The organism is Peribacillus sp. NPDC096448 (assembly GCF_044762675.1).
Classification (GTDB): Bacteria; Bacillota; Bacilli; order Bacillales; family DSM-1321; genus Peribacillus; species Peribacillus frigoritolerans_B.
In genome coordinates this window covers 20,464-37,053 of the sequence record NZ_JBIWEU010000008.1, presented here as the reverse complement: position 1 = coordinate 37,053, position 16,590 = coordinate 20,464, and the positions used below count along the sequence as shown (strand labels likewise).

Below are 16,590 nucleotides of genomic sequence, written 5' to 3'. Positions count from 1 at the left end.
TTACTGACCTCCCTTGCCACTTGGCATCCCGCCGCTTGGCATTCCGCTGCCGCCCTGCATTCTTATCTCGCCTCCTTGGCCTCCCCTCATTCCTTCGCCGCCGCTGCCAGTGGAGCTTTCATTGATGGTGATAGGCAAGGAAACAAACTGTCCCTCTTCAAGACCCGAAGTTATTTCAATATACCTATCGTTGCTGATTCCAGTCTCAACCACTGTCTTTGTCTTTGTACTGGCAGCTCCTTCAGTTGTACCGGATTGTTGTATATTCACATATTTCTCTTCACCGTCGATTTGGACTGCTTCAATCGGAACATATAAAGCATCTTTTACACTATTCGTCAAAATGCTCACCTCAGTCGACATCCCAATTTTCATATCGCCGGGTTTGTCAATTTTGATAGTGACATCGAACGAAGAAACTCCATTCTCATATGTACCTTCCTTTGCCACACTAGTCACTTCCCCCGTAAACGTTTCATCTTCAAAAGCACTGGCTTTAATTTCAACCGTTTGTCCTTTTTTAACACTTGGAACATCCAATTCATCAACACTGATCGTGGTTTTCAATTTTTTATAATCCGTAACATGTGCCAACACTTCACTGCTTGATACACGATCTCCTTCTTCAACATCCATTGTTGTAACGGTACCATCGAATGGGGCCGTTATCGGGTCACTTCCATCCGTGAAGGTAATAAGTTCATCACCTTTCTCAACCAATTCATTCTTCTCTACAAGGACTTCGTCCACTTCACCCGTTACGGAAGAAGTAATGTCCTCACTATTGATTGCGGCGACCGATCCGGAACCGCTTATTTGAACTTCAAGATCTCCCTTTTCAACTGTAGCCGTCACCGATTTCGCAATTACAGGCTCAGCATTGTCCTTCATGAAAAACCAAACGCATCCCCCAATCGCCAGCACTAAAACCGTACCTATCATTATCAACTTTTTCATCACTTTTCTCCTTTCAGATTTCCTTCGTTGAAACCAGTATCGTGAAAGAAGCTTAACTTTTCCTTAATGGTCGTCGGTTTTGATTTCATAGTCGTTCGTTGATGTCTCCCTTTACTTTTGCTTTTCACCCATTTCTCTCTCTAAATAATTAACACTATGTCGAACGAAAAAAGTTTTATTTTAGGTTTTTAAATTTACAATATATTCTGAAAAATATATACTGATACTGTTATCAGAAAAATTGGTAATGAAAACCAAAACAATAGTAATGAAGGGGGAACCAACTTGGCATCAAACGATTCAATCGCTAAGGAAACCAAGGTAAGCGCTTCCGCGGACTACACCAAGATCGTCCAATCACAATCATTTCAAGAACTCCTAAGGAAAAAACGCAATTTCATCGTCCCACTATCCATCTTTTTCATGGTCTTTTATTTCACCTTACCCATACTAACTTCCTATTCTAAAGTTCTTAACTCCTATGCTTTCGGGGCAATCAGTTGGGCCTGGGTTTTTGCCTTCGCTCAATTTATCATGACCTGGACCTTATGCATCCTCTATTCCAGAAAAGCTGCGACATTTGACCAATTAGTAGAAAAAATCGTTAAAGAAGCGAAAGGATAAAGGTGAATATACCATGAATATACTTGCTTTTATATTATTTCTAATGATTGTCGGGTTAACATTGGTCATTACTTATTTTGCTTCACGGCGCACCAAAACGACCGCGGACTTTTATACGGCAGACAGCAGCCTTACTGGATGGCAGAATGGCTGGGCCATTGCGGGAGATTATATGTCCGCCGCCTCATTTTTGGGAATAGCCGGCATGGTCGCACTCTCTGGATTTGATGGTTTTTTCTATAGCATAGGTTTCCTGGTTGCGTATCTGGTCGTACTTTATATCGTGGCCGAACCGCTTCGTAACCTTGGCAAGTATACATTGGCGGACATGATCGCTGCCCGTTTCAATGAAAAGAAAGTACGCGGGGTTGCTGCCCTTAACACCATTTCGATTTCAACCTTTTATATGATCGCCCAATTAGTCGGTGCAGGTGCCCTTATAAAACTCTTACTTGGAATTGATTATTTATACTCCGTCATCATTGTAGGTATTTTAATGACCGTATACGTCGTATTTGGCGGTATGACGGCCACAAGTTGGGTCCAAATCGTTAAAGCTGTTTTATTGATGGCAGGTACATTCATCATCTCCATCATCGTGTTGGCGAAATTCGACTTTAGCGTGATCGAGATGTTCAGGCAGATGAAAACAGCCACTCCTTTGGGCGGGGATTTCCTTAACCCCGGAAACAAATTCAAGGATCCTTTGGATACTCTATCCCTTAATTTAGCGCTTGTACTCGGTACGGCTGGACTACCTCACATTCTCATCCGTTTCTTTACGGTGAAAGACGCCATCACAGCCAGAAAGTCAGTGGTATATGCCACTTGGATCATTGGCATCTTTTATATAATGACCATTTTCCTCGGCTTTGGAGCGGCAGCCTTTGTTGGATACGACAAAATCATTGCCGCTAATGCGGCCGGCAATATGGCTGCTCCGCTGCTTGCCGAAGCCATTGGGGGTGACTTCCTGTTCGCCTTTGTCTCTGCAGTTGCTTTCGCTACCATTTTAGCGGTTGTGGCAGGTCTCGTCCTATCGGCAGCATCTGCTTTTGCCCATGATTTCTATGGCCACATCATCCGGAAAGGTCAAGCCACCGACAAGGAACAAGTCGTTGCTGCTCGTTGGGCATCTATCGGAGTATCCGTCCTCTCCATCATCCTTGCCTTATTTGCCCAAAACATGAATGTCGCCTTCCTTGTTTCACTTGCCTTTGCCGTCGCTGCCAGTGCCAATCTGCCCATCATTGTCTTCACCGTATTCTGGAAACGTTTTAACACGGCTGGGGCTGTCACGGGCATGTTAGTTGGACTGGTCAGTTCATTATTGCTCGTATTCCTAAGTCCCAATGTCTGGTCACCGGTGGAGGGAGCGGCAATATTCGTTGGGGAGCCATTATTCCCACTAGCCAACCCAGGCATCATCTCCATCCCAGTTGGTTTTATCGCAGCCATCGTTGGGACACTTCTGTCAAGCAAGAAAGCTGATGCCAAAAAATTCGACGAAATTTTGGTTACTGCCAACACTGGGATGAAAGATCCTATATAGGCTGAATTCATTATTATTTTAAAATATTAAAAAGAGAAAGGAGATCAGGTTTCGGCCTGCTCTCCTTTCTCTTTTTTCGAAACATATTCATCAGGAAGATTCCCGCTAACTTCTCAATCTTAACTTCCTTCTATTGTACTTAGTTACTAACTGGTTCATGACTTCTGCAAAGATCAGCCCCATCGCAATGGCACCAGCCAGCATGAAGACCTTGGCTGCCAGCTGAACGGCGACATAAAAATCATTTCCGACAAAATGCTTCATCGCGTCATACGATAGACCTCCAGGCACGAGGGGAATGATTCCCGATACATTGAAAATCGTGATCGGCGTTTTATACCTTTTAGCAAAATACTGGCTGATGACCGCAACGATAAATGCAGCCGCTAATGTTGCAATGATGCTGTTTATCTCATTTTCAACCAGAGCAAAGTATAAGATCCACCCCAACATCCCTACGAAACCACATTGAAACAATGAATTTTTTGGTACATTGAAGATGAGTCCAAAGGCGGCTGAGGCAATGAAACTTGTAATAAGCTGTGCAATCATCATTCTTCCTCCCCTAAAATCATAAGAAAACAAACGCGGCCGATATTCCTGCCCCAATGGCTAGAGCAGTCAACCCTGCATCCGCACCCTTGGATAGACCCGAAACCAAATGCCCTGCAATTAAATCCCTGGCTGCATTCGTAATTAACAGCCCTGGCACAAGCGGCATCACCGCTCCGATGATTATCGTGTCCAAATTACTCCCCACTCCAATCTGGACAAAGAACATAGCTACCAATCCTACGACTAAAGAGGCGATGAATTCAGCAAAAAAACGAACTTCCAGTAACCAGTGCAAATAAAGCAGGCATGAGAATCCCATTGCTCCAGCTATACAGGACCAGAGGAAATCACTCCACTCTCCTTGGAACATGATTAAAAAGCAGCCGCTCGCTATGAATGCAGCAAAAACCTGTACCCACATGGGATACCCCATCCCAGCCTTTTCGATTTGTTTTAACCGTAAATATGCTTCCTCCGGTGTCATTTCCTTGCTGGAAATCCTTCGGGATATACTGTTAACCAGCGTTACCTTATGTAAATCTGTAGATCGTTGGGAAACTCGGATCAATTTTGAAGCTGGGTGCATGCCATCCAGCGAAAAAATAATTCCAGTAGGGGTCGAAAAACTGTGTGATTCACCGCACCCAAACGCTGCAGCGATTCTAACCATCGTATCTTCCACCCGTGAGGTTTCCGCTCCGTTCTGAAGCATGATTTTCCCCGCAAGTAAACATACATCTATAATTTCATTGTATGGTAAACGATCATCCATTTTATCCTCTCCATTACTTCCTGCATGAGTTTCTCTCAATCACAAATAAACGATCACACAATTTAAATCCACCTCATAATAGCCCAATTCCTGTGAAAAGGATATAAAAATATTACCTATTTAATTTAACAATTCCATTAACCTTCACTACTATCTCCTTAATACCATTATTCCCCTTATTTCCTGCCGAAACCATTTAGTTAGCAGAAAAAATACATTCATGATCATAATTAAAAGGAACGCGGGCAGGAACCCAGCATCCCCTTTTTCCCATCTGTACGACTATAATCCCTTTTGAATGAAGCAATCCACGGTTTCATTAAACAAATCGCTTTCTTCCATGAACGGACAATGGCAACTATCTTCAAAGATTACTAGTTCTGAATTCGGAATGTTTTTATGCAAATGTTCCCCTGCTGCTACAGGAATGACTTTTTCATGCCTTCCAAAACAGAGAAGTGTGGGAACATTGATTGCTGGCAAGAAGTCTCGATAGTCCACAATCGATTGGTCAAATAGAATGCTGCTAGCAATGGATTCCGGCATTTTGGTCACTTCCCCAAGCATCCAGCTTGCATCCTCTGCAGATAATTCATTGTTGAACATGGAAGCAAGGAATCCTTGCAAAAATGGGGAACGATTCGTTTGAATTTCGGTCATGAAGGCAATCAACGTGTTCATATCAAATGCACCGATATTAAAATCGGGCCACTTGAAATCAGAGGCCAATTCATCGACGATCACAGTTGAATGAATATTTCCCTCACCGAATTGCTTAAGATAATCCCAAACGACAAATGCCCCCATCGACCAGCCAACAAGTATGACATCCTTTAATCCCAGTTCACCTATGAACGCATGAAGATCTTTTGCATAAATGGAGACCGTATTTCCGTAATGAACATGATTTGACTGGCCATGACTTCTTAAATCAAGTAAGATCGTTCTATATTTTTCTGAAAAGTACGGCAGCTGCCTTTTAAAGAACCGACTGCTCATCCACACACCATGGATAAAAATAATCGGTCTCCCCTGGCCCTTTTCTTCATAAAACAATCGAACGCCTTCTTCCACCTCAACAAATGCCATCCTACCCCTCCTTCTCGATATTTCGCCATCCATTCTCCATTATTATTTATTGCATTTATTCTTTTAACATTCCTTCCTATAAAAAAATATTGTCAAACCTGATTTTAGAGTTGATAATGAAGTATATTTTTATTGATATCTTCATCCTGAAAGGACGGAATTTAAATGAAGAGCTTTATCAAAAACTATCGATCCTCTTTAATACTGCTCACTGCGATTATTATCGGTGGGATAGCGGGCGTGGTTTTCGGGGAGAAAACATCGGTCATACAGCCGCTAGGGGACTTATTCTTAAATCTGATGTTCACGATCATCGTCCCATTGGTATTTTTCAGCATTGCTTCAGCGATTGCCAATATGAGCGGAATGAAGCGACTCGGAAAAATCATGGGAAGCATCGTTCTCGTTTTCCTGACAACAGCCGCTTTAGCTGCCGTCATTGGATTTATTGGGACAACCATCGTCAATCCTTTGGAAGGCACAGATACGACAGCCATTAAAGAACTGATGGAAAACAGTTCCCCTGAAGAGACCATCGAAGAAGTTTCTTTCTTCAGTCAACTGGTCAACACTGTAACCGTTTCCGATTTCCCAGAACTGTTCTCCAGAAGCAATATGCTTCAGCTAATCGTTTTCTCAGTATTAATCGGACTTTCCACTGCACTGGTCGGTGAGAAAGCAAGACCGATTACCGAGTTTTTGACAGCGGGTACAGCTGTCATGATGAAGGTCGTCAAAATCGTCATGTACTATGCTCCAATAGGACTTGGTGCTTATTTTGCAGCGATTATCGGGCAGCTTGGACCGCAGATTTTAGAAGGCTATGCCCGCACTTTCATTCTATATCTAGTCTTGGCCTTGATTTATTATTTCGGCTTCTTCACTTTGTATGCCTTCATCGCAGGCGGGAAAGATGGAGTTAAACTTTTTTGGAAAAATGCCCTGACACCATCCATTACAGCCATCGCAACTTGTTCAAGTGCCGCGTCCATTCCAGTCAATCTGGAATCAGTCAAGAAAATGGGCGTGCCTAAGGATATAGCGGAGACTGTTATCCCACTCGGAGCCAACACTCATAAAGATGGTTCGGTATTCGGCGGTGTATTGAAAATCGTTTTCCTATTCAGCTTATTTGGAAAGGATATGACAAGCATTTCAAGCATTTTAAGTATACTTGCTGTTGCCTTTTTGGTTGGAGCCGTTATGGGTGCCATTCCTGGGGGCGGCATGATTGGGGAAATGTTGATTCTTAGCGTATTCGGCTTCCCTGTTGAAGTCCTGCCTATCATTGCCGTTATATCCACGATCATCGATGCTCCCGCTACACTGCTTAACTCAACAGGAAACACGGTTTGTGCCATGCTTGTCACAAGGCTTGTTGAGGGGAAAAACTGGTTAAAACAAGCATTCATTAAAGAAAAATCAGCCGTATGATTCTTATAACTGACTGGCTCCTGGTTAAAACAGGAGCCAGTTTTTTCATTTCCACGACTTTCTTTCAAACAGTTCTTTAATTGACAAGGGGTTCCTTCCCCTTACATAGAATTAAAGATTGAAGGAGGGAATGGAATGTTAATGAAATGCTTACCTGCCGCAATCCTTATCACGGGACTATCATATATTTTCCTTATACCTGAAGAGCCTTTAATCATCAAAATACTGTTCAAGGTACTCCCCATGTTATTGATTTTGCTCTACACCCGCACAAATGTAGGTAGACGGGATCGTTACCAATCCTTGATCCTTCTTGGTTTATTCTTTTGCATGCTTGGAGATGGTCTGTTGATCTGGTTCGTCATCGGGCTTTCCGCCTTCTTGATTGGCCACCTTTTCTATATTTCGGCATTCCTTGGACTGTGGACTTTTTCATGGATTCGATTTGCGACGATTCTTCCGATTAGCATTTACTCCACTTGGATTGGCCGTGAAATTGTACATTCGTTAATCGAAAAAGGTGAACATAACCTCATCATCCCTGTGACCTGTTATGTAACGGTCATCTCCCTCATGGGCTGGGCGGCATTCATGACCGGAAATGCGGCCGCAATCATAGGCGGGGTCCTGTTTGTAATTTCCGACTCCATTTTATCTTGGAACAAATTTATCGATGATGTTGCCTATTCCGGTCCACTTATCATGCTTACCTACTATGCAGCCCAGTTTTGCATCGCTTACAGCATTCGCAGGAAACCTTCCTTTCATTTATCGAAAGGTTTGAAAAGTGAACGGACTATCCAGTGAATTTAATGGCCAAGCGTTCCACATGAAACATTTTCAATATAAAAAAGGCATTCACAGTTCTGCTTGAACTGTGGACGCCTTTTTTTATCCCTTAATCTTCTTGATGAAGACTACTTTTAAATAATTCCCTTCTTTATACTCAGGTATTGTTTTAAAATCTGCCGGCAATGAGAATTGTTCCATGATCTCATACTTTCCATTCATTTCCTTGAAAGCAACATCAATGAAATTCTTGAATTTTTTCATGTCGAATGTACTGCAATTAGTTGAGGCGATAATGACCCCATTATCTTCCGTAATGGAAATGGTATCCTTCAATAAATTCGTATAGTCTTTTCCGGCACTGAAAGTAAACTTCTTCGATTTGGCAAAGCTGGGCGGATCAAGGATGACCATTTCAAATTTCAAAGCTTTCTTCACCGCATATTTAAAATACTTGAAAACATCCATCACCACGATATTGTGAGCTTCAGGATCTATGCCATTCACACTGAACTGCTCGATCGTCTTTGGTAAACTGCGATTCGCAAGGTCGACACTCGTTGTTTTGGCAGCACCGCCTAAAGCGGCAAACACGGAGAATGCCCCCGTATAAGAGAACATATTCAACACCGTTTTCCCTTTTGCGTATTCATCCCGGATTTTCCTTCTGACATCGCGTTGATCAAGGAAGACACCGACCATTGCCCCATCATTCAGATAAACAGCGAAATGGACTCCATTTTCCTTTACAAGAAGCGGAAATGCCGGCTGTTCGCCCGTGACAAAATCGTCTTCATCCACGTACTGCCCTTTTGTATCAAAGCGTTTCTTCTGATAAATCGATTTGACCTCGACCGTTTCCTGCAATGCTTTAATGATGTAGTCTTTAAAGGAATATATTCCTTTGCTATACCAGCTAATGACATAGTGACCATCATAATGATCAATGATTAAACCGCCAATTCCATCACCTTCCCCATTAAACAAGCGGAAAGCTGTAGTCTCCCCATCTTCAAAAAAAGACTTTCGGAATTCATATGCTGCCTGGATTTTGCCGTTAAAGAAAGATTGATCGATCTTTTCATTCTCCCTTCGGGTCAATACCCAGCCATAGCCCTTATTCTGTATACCATAATATCCTTTTGCCAGAAAGCGGTTGTTCTCATCCACCAAGCGCACCAAGGTCCCCTCTTCCTGAAGGTCATTAAGATTGGCTATCGACTCTTTAACAATCAAGGGAAAACCCTTGCTGATTTTACTTACGAACTTAGCTTTCACTTTTATATCTATTTCTTTTCCCATCTATATCATCCTATCTTTGCAAATGCTTTCCTCCCCATTTTACCCTAATCCCCTTATAAATAAAAACCAGCCCGGTTCCTTAACCTGGCTGGTTTCCAAGAAAACATTGATTATGAAACTTCCAAATGGAGATCGCCTGGCTTAACTTTACCCATCATCTTCAATACACGATGTAAGGCAAGGGTGATCACAGCTGGCAATACCATACCCACTGCCACATAAACCAAGAACGTGTATAACCCCTGACCGGTTATGATGGCAATCGGGGCAATCATTGAACTTAACCCCATGCCGCCAAGTTCATACGGCACTTGAAAATTGAATGCCAAGGTAGCGATAGGCGCACAGATGATTGCCGCCACAAAAGGCGGAACTACATATAATGGTTTTTTGATTAAGTTAGGAAATTGAACTTTTGGCGTAACGACCATCTGTGCCAAGAACCCGCCCATATCATTATCTTTATAAGACATGACAGTGAACCCGACAAACTGAACCGTACATCCGATTAGAGCTGCAGCACTGGAAACCGGATCCAATTGCAGGGCAATCGCCAGTGCAGCGGAAGACGCCGGTGTCATCAATAAAATGCTCCATACCAAGGCTATGACCATGGAACCGATTAAGGGAGAACCCTCGACCGCAGCGGTGGTTTGACTGCTTATCCATGTTAGGAGCGGAGTCGTGACAAGAGCCAGGCCATATCCCGAAACTCCACCGACAAGAACTGCACCCATAGGGATGGCCATGATGTCCAACTTCGTTTTGCCGATTAGGCGCTTACCTATATATGTTGCAATTACCGCTGCCAAGACAGCACTTAGTGGCTGACCCGTAACAATCGTGAAGGCACCTTCAGCCGTTTTGTGAATGGCAGCACCTCCAACAGCACTTGAAGCCATGGCGCTAAAGATAATTAATGAATTTCCTCCAAGCTGATATGCGATTCCTGCTCCTAAAGCTGGTGCTAGCAAGACCTTCGCGGCCCCGCCAATTGCCAGGAAGACCTCCCAACCTAAATATCCCCCTATGGATTCAAACAATAACCCGATCCCTAATGTAACCAAAACAGCGTTGGCTATCCCTGTTGATGCCTTGTACATTCGATCGCTGATGTATTCTTTCCTGCTCACTCTATCTCCACTCCTTATTAATTATCAGAATATTCAATTTAGGAAAAACGAAAAAAAAATAAAGGTCTTCTTTTAAAAAGCCTATTAAGTATATCGTACTACTACTTAAATGTCTGTTAATGTCTGTTCGTATAATAACATGAATTTTCTGATAATGTAAATGATATTTTTATTCTAATAAAATAAAAGCGCTTTCAAAAAATAAAGGTTTAAAACATTACTATCAAATAAAAGTTAATAATTTATTATTCCAAAATAAATTATCCCCTTTTAAGGATGTCTACATGGAGACATTTCGGTACATTTGCGACAAAAAAAAGAACCCGATTAAGGATTCTCTCACTAGCTGGATTTATGCTTTTCTTATAGATACCCATCCTATTTTTGAAAACCTTCCAATTTTGCAAAAGTGTCCTTCAAATATTGGTAAAACAATTTCTCCGTTGGCATCAGTTCCCTATCCGCCGGAACGATGACCCCTACAGCCCTGGTTACAGCTGGTTCCTCCAGCGGCAATTTAACCGTAAAACGCGGCAAGCTATCAATCAAGGAAATCTCAGGTATCAAGGTTATACCCAGACCTGCTGCCACCAGGCCTTTTATGGCATCAGTATCTTTCCCTTCAAATGCCACTTCCGGTTCAAAGCCATGCAATTTGCAAGCTTTCATAACGAGATCCCTTAAAACATAACCCTTTGGAGATAAGATGAACGGATTTCCTTGAAGCTCATTCAAGGATAGTGATTTCTTCAGGGCCAAAGGATGGCTTTCTGGTAAAAGGGCAACTAAGTTCTCAATAAATAGCGTTTCACCTTTGATTTTCTTTTCATTCACCGGCAGCGGACCGATCAAGGCCATGTTAATGTTACCTTTAATCACAGAATCTATCAGGTAGCGATATGAACCTTGTTTCAATGTGAATTTCGCCTGCGGGTAACTTTCCCTGAAGTCGGAAATGGCCCTTGGCAATATATAAGAAGCTAAACTGCTGGGAAAACCGATGCGGATTGTCCCTTTTTCCGGATCCAGACTTTCAGCCATCTCACGCTTGGCACGATCGATAATATCCATAGCTTGTTCCATATGAGCTAAAAATGTATGTCCTATAGGCGTCAATCTAATCTTTCGGCCTTCCCTGATAAATAAGGGCACACCCAGCTCTTCTTCTAAATTGTAAATTTGGCGACTGACAGCAGACTGGGCAACATGCAAATCCACTGCCGCTTCCGTCATATGTTCACGCTTTGCCACTTCAATGAAATATTCGATTTGCCTTAATTCCAATCTAAGCTCCCTCTTTCATATCAAAACAGCATGTTATTTATCTAATATTCAGATTGTTTATTTCATTTTTAAATTATACCATGAAAGTATCATATAAAAACCGATAGACTTACCCTATTTAATATTTTATGACTTTATCTTAAGGAGAGAGAACAATGACCACTTCACAGGAAGTCGAGCACGAGGAATTGCAAGTTGCCAGAGAGTTCGTAAGTCAAGTATACGCACAGGTAAAGGAACGTAACCCCAACGAAAGTGAATTCCACCAAGCCGTAAAGGAGATATTCCTATCATTGGTCCCGGTTTTTGCAAAACATCCCGATTATATGAAAAGCGGGATATTGGAAAGGCTTGTTGAACCCGAAAGAATGATCACCTTCCGTGTCTCTTGGGTTGATGACCTGGGAAATGTTCAAGTCAACCGTGGTTTTCGTGTGCAATTCAACAGTGCAATCGGACCATTCAAAGGCGGACTACGATTTCACCCCACTGTCAATTCCAGCATCATAAAGTTTCTTGGTTTCGAACAAATCTTTAAAAACTCGCTTACTGGCCAGCCGATCGGTGGGGGTAAAGGCGGGTCGGACTTCGATCCAAAAGGAAAATCGGACGCGGAAATCATGCGTTTTTGCCAAAGCTTCATGTCGGAACTATCTCGCTATATCGGCCCTGATACAGACGTACCGGCTGGTGATATCGGAGTCGGTGCAAGGGAGATCGGTTACTTGTTCGGTCAGTATAAAAAGATGCAAGGCAGCTACCATGCCGGTGTTTTAACCGGTAAAGGCATAAGTTACGGCGGAAGCTTGGCCCGTACAGAAGCGACTGGATATGGAACGGTTTACTTTGTCGAAGAAATGCTAAAAGACAAAGGGTTACAATTCCATGGCAGCACTGTCGTTATTTCCGGATCTGGTAATGTATCCATTTATGCCATTGAAAAAGCTACACAGCTAGGCGCTAAAGTTGTTGCATGCAGTGACTCCAATGGCTACATATATGATGAAAATGGCCTGAATCTTGATACAGTTCGACGCCTAAAAGAAGTGGAACGAAAGCGTTTAAGCGAGTATGTCGATGCGCACCCGGAAGCTGTATATCATGAAGGAAGCTACGGCATTTGGTCTGTACCATGCGACATCGCACTGCCTTGTGCCACACAAAATGAAATCGATGAAGAAGCAGCAAAATTACTCATCAAAAATAATGTGAAGGCAGTCGGTGAGGGTGCTAATATGCCTTCAACCCTTGAGGCCATTGAAGTATTCCTTAATAATGGCATCCTTTTTGGACCAGCAAAAGCAGCCAATGCAGGTGGCGTAGCCGTGTCTGCTCTTGAAATGGCCCAAAACAGTGCCAGAATGCCTTGGACTTTCGAAGAAGTCGATGCCAAGCTGCATGAGATCATGAAAAACATCTATAAAAACAGTATAGAGGCTGCAGAAGCATATGGTGCGCCTGGCAACTTAGTTGTCGGGGCCAATATTGCCGGATTCCTTAAAGTGGCGGATGCGATGCTGACTCAAGGTATACTCTAGCAATCAGTTGATTTAATGGGCGGTTCCGAGAAGGGGCCGCCTTAAAAAAATGGACTCACTTACCTATACCCTCTTATTCATATCAATTCAAGCTGAATATCCACACTCAGATAACATCAATGAGATCGAAACATTTCTTTCTTACTACAAAAAGAGTGCCGGAAAATTTCCGGCACTCTCATTTTTTGGGAGACAATCACTCTTTGGTGACCAATTTCAATGGAACGGATATTGTGTCATCCACTTTGTCGCCTTTTAAGATCTTTTCAGCCGCATTAACCGCTTCTTCACCGATAAGTGCCGGTTGTTGGGCGATTGTAGCTTTTAGTTCACCGTTTTCGACTGCTTTCAATGCATCATCATTTCCGTCAAAACCAACGACGATGATGTCTTTACCTGCCGCCTTGATTGCTTCAATGGCTCCTAGTGCCATTTCATCGTTATGGGCGAACACCGCTTGGATGTCTTTATTTCCTTGCAGGATATTTTCCATTACGTTAAGCCCTTTTGTCCGGTCGAATTCCGCAGTTTGGCTAGTCAGGACATCTAACTGCTTGTCCGCAATATTGTGGAAACCTTTCCCGCGTTCACGAGTTGCGGATGCTCCGGATACCCCTTCAAGTTCCACTACTTTCGCTTTTTCGCCAAGCTCTTTAACTAGATATTCTGCAGCCATTTCCCCGCCAGCCACATTGTCGGAAGCGATGAACGTTTCAATGTCACCTTCGTCTGAAGAACGGTCAATCGTGATAACGGGAATGCCCGCTTCATTTGCTGATTGAACCGCTGAAGATATTGCCGCAGAGTCAGTTGGATTCACAAGAAGGACATCAACCTTTTGAAGAATTAAATCTTCAATTCCGCTGATCTGTTTTGCCGTATCATCTTGGGCGTCTACAACTGTGACTTTCATGCCCTTTTCTTTTGCTTCTTTTTCAATACCATCTTTTAAGGAAACGAAGAATGGGTTGTTTAAAGTAGAGATGCTGACTCCGACTTTCACGTCTTTCATGGAGTCTTTCTTTTCTTTTTTATCATCTTTAAGACCAGAATCCATTGAACAGGCAGCCAAGACCATTAAAGAAAGAACCATGATGATCGATACTATTTTTTTCATTGATTACACCTCTTCTTATGATTTTTTACGGTCAAGCAAGACCGCGATTAATATAACTGCACCTTTTACCACTTGCTGGTAGAAAGAGGATACACCAAGTAAATTCATGCCGTTATTCAAGGTACCTATGATAAGGACACCTACCAGCGTACCGAACAACCGCCCTTTACCGCCGGAAAGGCTCGTTCCGCCCAGCACCACGGCTGCGATGGCATCCATTTCATAGGATTGCCCTGCCGTCGGCTGTGCCGAATTCAGACGGGATGTTAAGATGGCACCAGCGATTGCCGCCATCGTACCGGCCAGACCATATATGGCCACTTTGACTCGGTCAACTTTAATCCCCGAAATACGGGAAGCCCTTTCATTTCCGCCAATGGCATATGTTTTACGGCCAAAGGATGTTTTATGAAGCAGGAACCATAGGATCAAGAAAGCGATGACCATCACAACGGCCGGTACTGGCAGTCCCAGGAAGTAACCTCTCCCAAGCATCTGGAACATTTCAGAATCGCCAATTCCAGTAATTGGCTTTCCATCCGTATAAACAAGCGTTAATCCCCGGAAAATAGTCATGGTGGCCAGTGTCACGATGAAAGGGGCCATTTTTCCCTTTGAAACGAGAATCCCATTGATTACACCCATTATTGCACCTAGTAGAACGCCAACTAATATTGCTAAGATCGGATCTATTCCCGAGACCATCATACCAGCCATAAGAGCGCTGGATAGGGCTAAAATGGAACCCACGGACAAGTCGATGCCGCCTGTCAATATGATAAAGGTCATTCCAAATGCAATAAGTGCATTAATGGAGGTCTGACGCAATAAATTCAAAATATTATTCGGTTCCATGAATGATGGATTTAAAACGGTTATTACGATAAATAAAAGTACCAGGGCGAGTAACGGACCAAATTTTTGCCAAATCCCGCTTTTCCCTGTAGCCTCAAGTTTCATCCTAGTTCCCTCCTGTCGCCAATGCCATAATTTTTTCTTGCGTCGCTTCCTGCTTTAACAATTCCCCAGCAATCTCACCTTCGTGAACCACAAGGATTCTATCACTCATTCCAATGATTTCCGGAAGTTCTGATGAAACCATGATGATGGCGATGCCTCGGTCCGTCAATTCATTCATCAATTCGTAAATTTCACGTTTGGCACCAACATCTATGCCCCGGGTCGGTTCATCCATAATTAAAACTTTAGGGGAAGTGCCGATCCATTTGGCTATTACCACCTTCTGTTGATTTCCTCCGGATAGATTGCCAATGACCGTTTCAGCAGAAGATGTCTTCACGTGAAGTCGCTTAATCATCATTTCGGCAAAGTTCATCTCATCTTCCGTTTTTACGATTCCGCTAGGAGCAAAACTCTTGAGATTCGGCAAGCCGATATTTTCCCTTACAGAAAAGTCCAGGATCAATCCCTCTTCTTTACGATTTTCCGTAATGAAAGCCAGGCCGTGTCGAACTGCATCCGTTGGTTTTCGTATGGAAACTTTTTTGCCTTCAATGGTGATTTCACCGCTGTCTATTTGGTCGACACCAAAAAGGGCGCGCATTATTTCTGTTCTGCCTGCTCCCATTAATCCGGCTACACCGACAATCTCACCTTGCCGAACCGCGAAATGGATATCTTCAAAAAGCCCCTTTCTAGTTAAACCTTTCACATCAAGGACTATGTCGCCGGCATTCGCTTCACGATGAGGAAAACGATCCTCCAGCTCCCGCCCGACCATTTTCTGGACGACTTCATCGAAATTTGTATCTGCAATTCTTTTCGTATCGACTGTTTTTCCGTCACGCATTACGGTGATCCTGTCACAAATGGCGAATATTTCTTCCATTCGGTGAGAAATATAAACAAGTGATACACCCTTTTTGGTAAGTCCCTTCATCACTTCAAAGAGCTTCTCTATTTCTCTATCAGTTAAAGCGGCCGTAGGCTCGTCCATGATGATGACTTCGGCATCCGTCATGAGTGCCTTGGCAATTTCAATCATTTGCTGTTCCCCGACAGAACAGAATCCGGCTTCCTTATCAAAAGGAAGGGAAATATTAAGTGTTTTAAAAATCTCTTTTGCACGCGCTTTCATTTGTTTCGTCTTCAGGACACCGAAGGCATTCACCATTTCCCTGCCGATAAATAGATTCTCCAGCACGGTCATTTCTGGCCAAATATTCAATTCCTGACGGATAAAGGCCATTCCCGCCTCTTCCGCTTCCTTTGAATCCTTGAATGTGGTTTCTTTACCGTTAATCTCAATCGTTCCTTGATCTTGTTTATGCAGCCCGGTCAAAATGTTCATCAAGGTTGATTTCCCCGCTCCATTTTCCCCCATTAGTGCATGTACTTCCCCAGCCTCTAATGAAAAATGAACACCTTCCAATACCTTGTTTTGACCAAATGCTTTATAAATATTGTGCATTTCGATTTGCATG

At 43.1% G+C, this 16,590-nt stretch carries 15 protein-coding genes; 5 read left to right on the top strand and 10 right to left on the bottom strand.

What is annotated here, in order from left to right; all coding sequences use genetic code 11:
• A complete protein-coding gene (locus ACIQ0C_RS14715) occupies positions 1–957 on the bottom strand; it encodes an efflux RND transporter periplasmic adaptor subunit (RefSeq protein WP_403061172.1) in 957 nt (318 codons plus the stop codon).
• Positions 958–1,242: 285 nt separating this feature from the next.
• Here ACIQ0C_RS14715 and ACIQ0C_RS14710 point away from each other — a divergent pair, with 285 nt between their 5' ends.
• Entirely contained in the window at positions 1,243–1,581 is a 339-nt protein-coding gene (locus ACIQ0C_RS14710; protein ID WP_403061169.1) for a DUF485 domain-containing protein, read from the top strand.
• A 13-nt stretch (positions 1,582–1,594) separates the two neighbouring features.
• Positions 1,595–3,133 carry a solute symporter family protein gene (locus tag ACIQ0C_RS14705; RefSeq protein ID WP_403061166.1) on the top strand — a complete coding sequence of 513 codons (1,539 nt, stop codon included), beginning with the start codon at positions 1,595–1,597 and terminating at the stop codon, positions 3,131–3,133.
• A 105-nt stretch (positions 3,134–3,238) separates the two neighbouring features.
• Here the strand turns inward: ACIQ0C_RS14705 and ACIQ0C_RS14700 are convergent, their stop codons facing one another.
• From ACIQ0C_RS14700 to ACIQ0C_RS14690, 3 genes are all read right to left on the bottom strand, one after another.
• On the bottom strand, positions 3,239–3,688 hold the full coding sequence (locus ACIQ0C_RS14700; protein ID WP_402835546.1) for a threonine/serine exporter family protein: 450 nt from the start codon (positions 3,686–3,688) through the stop codon (positions 3,239–3,241).
• Positions 3,689–3,704: 16 nt separating this feature from the next.
• Entirely contained in the window at positions 3,705–4,460 is a 756-nt protein-coding gene (locus tag ACIQ0C_RS14695) for a threonine/serine exporter family protein (RefSeq protein ID WP_403061163.1), read from the bottom strand.
• Positions 4,461–4,742: 282 nt separating this feature from the next.
• Complete coding sequence (locus ACIQ0C_RS14690) at positions 4,743–5,549, bottom strand: alpha/beta fold hydrolase (RefSeq protein WP_403061160.1); 807 nt, start codon at positions 5,547–5,549, stop codon at positions 4,743–4,745.
• Between the two features lie 165 nt (positions 5,550–5,714).
• Between ACIQ0C_RS14690 and ACIQ0C_RS14685 the strand changes: the two genes are divergently transcribed.
• A complete protein-coding gene (locus ACIQ0C_RS14685; RefSeq protein WP_402835543.1) occupies positions 5,715–6,983 on the top strand; it encodes a dicarboxylate/amino acid:cation symporter in 1,269 nt (422 codons plus the stop codon).
• A gap of 135 nt (positions 6,984–7,118) precedes the next feature.
• On the top strand, positions 7,119–7,790 hold the full coding sequence (locus tag ACIQ0C_RS14680) for a lysoplasmalogenase (RefSeq protein WP_403061157.1): 672 nt from the start codon (positions 7,119–7,121) through the stop codon (positions 7,788–7,790).
• A gap of 84 nt (positions 7,791–7,874) precedes the next feature.
• Here ACIQ0C_RS14680 and ACIQ0C_RS14675 read toward each other — a convergent pair whose 3' ends face one another.
• The 3 genes from ACIQ0C_RS14675 to gltC form a co-directional block, all read right to left on the bottom strand.
• Complete coding sequence (locus ACIQ0C_RS14675) at positions 7,875–9,074, bottom strand: class I SAM-dependent rRNA methyltransferase (RefSeq protein ID WP_403061154.1); 1,200 nt, start codon at positions 9,072–9,074, stop codon at positions 7,875–7,877.
• Positions 9,075–9,184: 110 nt separating this feature from the next.
• A complete protein-coding gene (locus ACIQ0C_RS14670) occupies positions 9,185–10,177 on the bottom strand; it encodes a PTS sugar transporter subunit IIC (RefSeq protein ID WP_402836340.1) in 993 nt (330 codons plus the stop codon).
• A gap of 408 nt (positions 10,178–10,585) precedes the next feature.
• Positions 10,586–11,491: a glutamate biosynthesis transcriptional regulator GltC gene (gene gltC, locus ACIQ0C_RS14665; RefSeq protein ID WP_403061151.1), complete on the bottom strand. Its 906-nt coding sequence runs from the start codon at positions 11,489–11,491 to the stop codon at positions 10,586–10,588.
• A 155-nt stretch (positions 11,492–11,646) separates the two neighbouring features.
• Between gltC and gdhA the strand changes: the two genes are divergently transcribed.
• The gene (gene gdhA / locus ACIQ0C_RS14660) at positions 11,647–13,029 is read left to right on the top strand and encodes an NADP-specific glutamate dehydrogenase (protein WP_403061148.1); all 1,383 of its coding nucleotides are present in this window, start codon (positions 11,647–11,649) and stop codon (positions 13,027–13,029) included.
• A gap of 196 nt (positions 13,030–13,225) precedes the next feature.
• On the opposite strand, the gene rbsB is transcribed toward gdhA, so the two are convergent.
• From rbsB to ACIQ0C_RS14645, 3 genes are read right to left on the bottom strand one after another with little or no spacing between them, the layout of a single operon-like run.
• Positions 13,226–14,146: a ribose ABC transporter substrate-binding protein RbsB gene (gene rbsB, locus ACIQ0C_RS14655; protein WP_403061145.1), complete on the bottom strand. Its 921-nt coding sequence runs from the start codon at positions 14,144–14,146 to the stop codon at positions 13,226–13,228.
• A gap of 15 nt (positions 14,147–14,161) precedes the next feature.
• A complete protein-coding gene (locus ACIQ0C_RS14650) occupies positions 14,162–15,106 on the bottom strand; it encodes an ABC transporter permease (protein WP_402835536.1) in 945 nt (314 codons plus the stop codon).
• A gap of 1 nt (position 15,107) precedes the next feature.
• A complete protein-coding gene (locus ACIQ0C_RS14645; RefSeq protein ID WP_403061142.1) occupies positions 15,108–16,589 on the bottom strand; it encodes a sugar ABC transporter ATP-binding protein in 1,482 nt (493 codons plus the stop codon).
• Between the last annotated feature and the right edge of the window lies 1 nt (position 16,590).

Bases quoted from the DNA above. Each gene is read 5' to 3' on its own strand.
- ACIQ0C_RS14690 (WP_403061160.1), bottom strand. From the start codon at position 5,549: ATGGCATTTGTTGAGGTGGAAGAAGGCGTTCGATTGTTTTATGAAGAA.
- ACIQ0C_RS14675 (WP_403061154.1), bottom strand. From the start codon at position 9,074: ATGGGAAAAGAAATAGATATAAAAGTGAAAGCTAAGTTCGTAAGTAAA.
- ACIQ0C_RS14705 (WP_403061166.1), top strand. From the start codon at position 1,595: ATGAATATACTTGCTTTTATATTATTTCTAATGATTGTCGGGTTAACA.
- ACIQ0C_RS14680 (WP_403061157.1), top strand. From the start codon at position 7,119: ATGTTAATGAAATGCTTACCTGCCGCAATCCTTATCACGGGACTATCA.
- ACIQ0C_RS14685 (WP_402835543.1), top strand. From the start codon at position 5,715: ATGAAGAGCTTTATCAAAAACTATCGATCCTCTTTAATACTGCTCACT.
- ACIQ0C_RS14700 (WP_402835546.1), bottom strand. From the start codon at position 3,688: ATGATGATTGCACAGCTTATTACAAGTTTCATTGCCTCAGCCGCCTTT.
- rbsB (WP_403061145.1), bottom strand. From the start codon at position 14,146: ATGAAAAAAATAGTATCGATCATCATGGTTCTTTCTTTAATGGTCTTG.
- ACIQ0C_RS14715 (WP_403061172.1), bottom strand. From the start codon at position 957: ATGAAAAAGTTGATAATGATAGGTACGGTTTTAGTGCTGGCGATTGGG.
- ACIQ0C_RS14645 (WP_403061142.1), bottom strand. From the start codon at position 16,589: ATGCAAATCGAAATGCACAATATTTATAAAGCATTTGGTCAAAACAAG.
- ACIQ0C_RS14670 (WP_402836340.1), bottom strand. From the start codon at position 10,177: ATGTACAAGGCATCAACAGGGATAGCCAACGCTGTTTTGGTTACATTA.
- gdhA (WP_403061148.1), top strand. From the start codon at position 11,647: ATGACCACTTCACAGGAAGTCGAGCACGAGGAATTGCAAGTTGCCAGA.
- ACIQ0C_RS14650 (WP_402835536.1), bottom strand. From the start codon at position 15,106: ATGAAACTTGAGGCTACAGGGAAAAGCGGGATTTGGCAAAAATTTGGT.
- ACIQ0C_RS14695 (WP_403061163.1), bottom strand. From the start codon at position 4,460: ATGGATGATCGTTTACCATACAATGAAATTATAGATGTATGTTTACTT.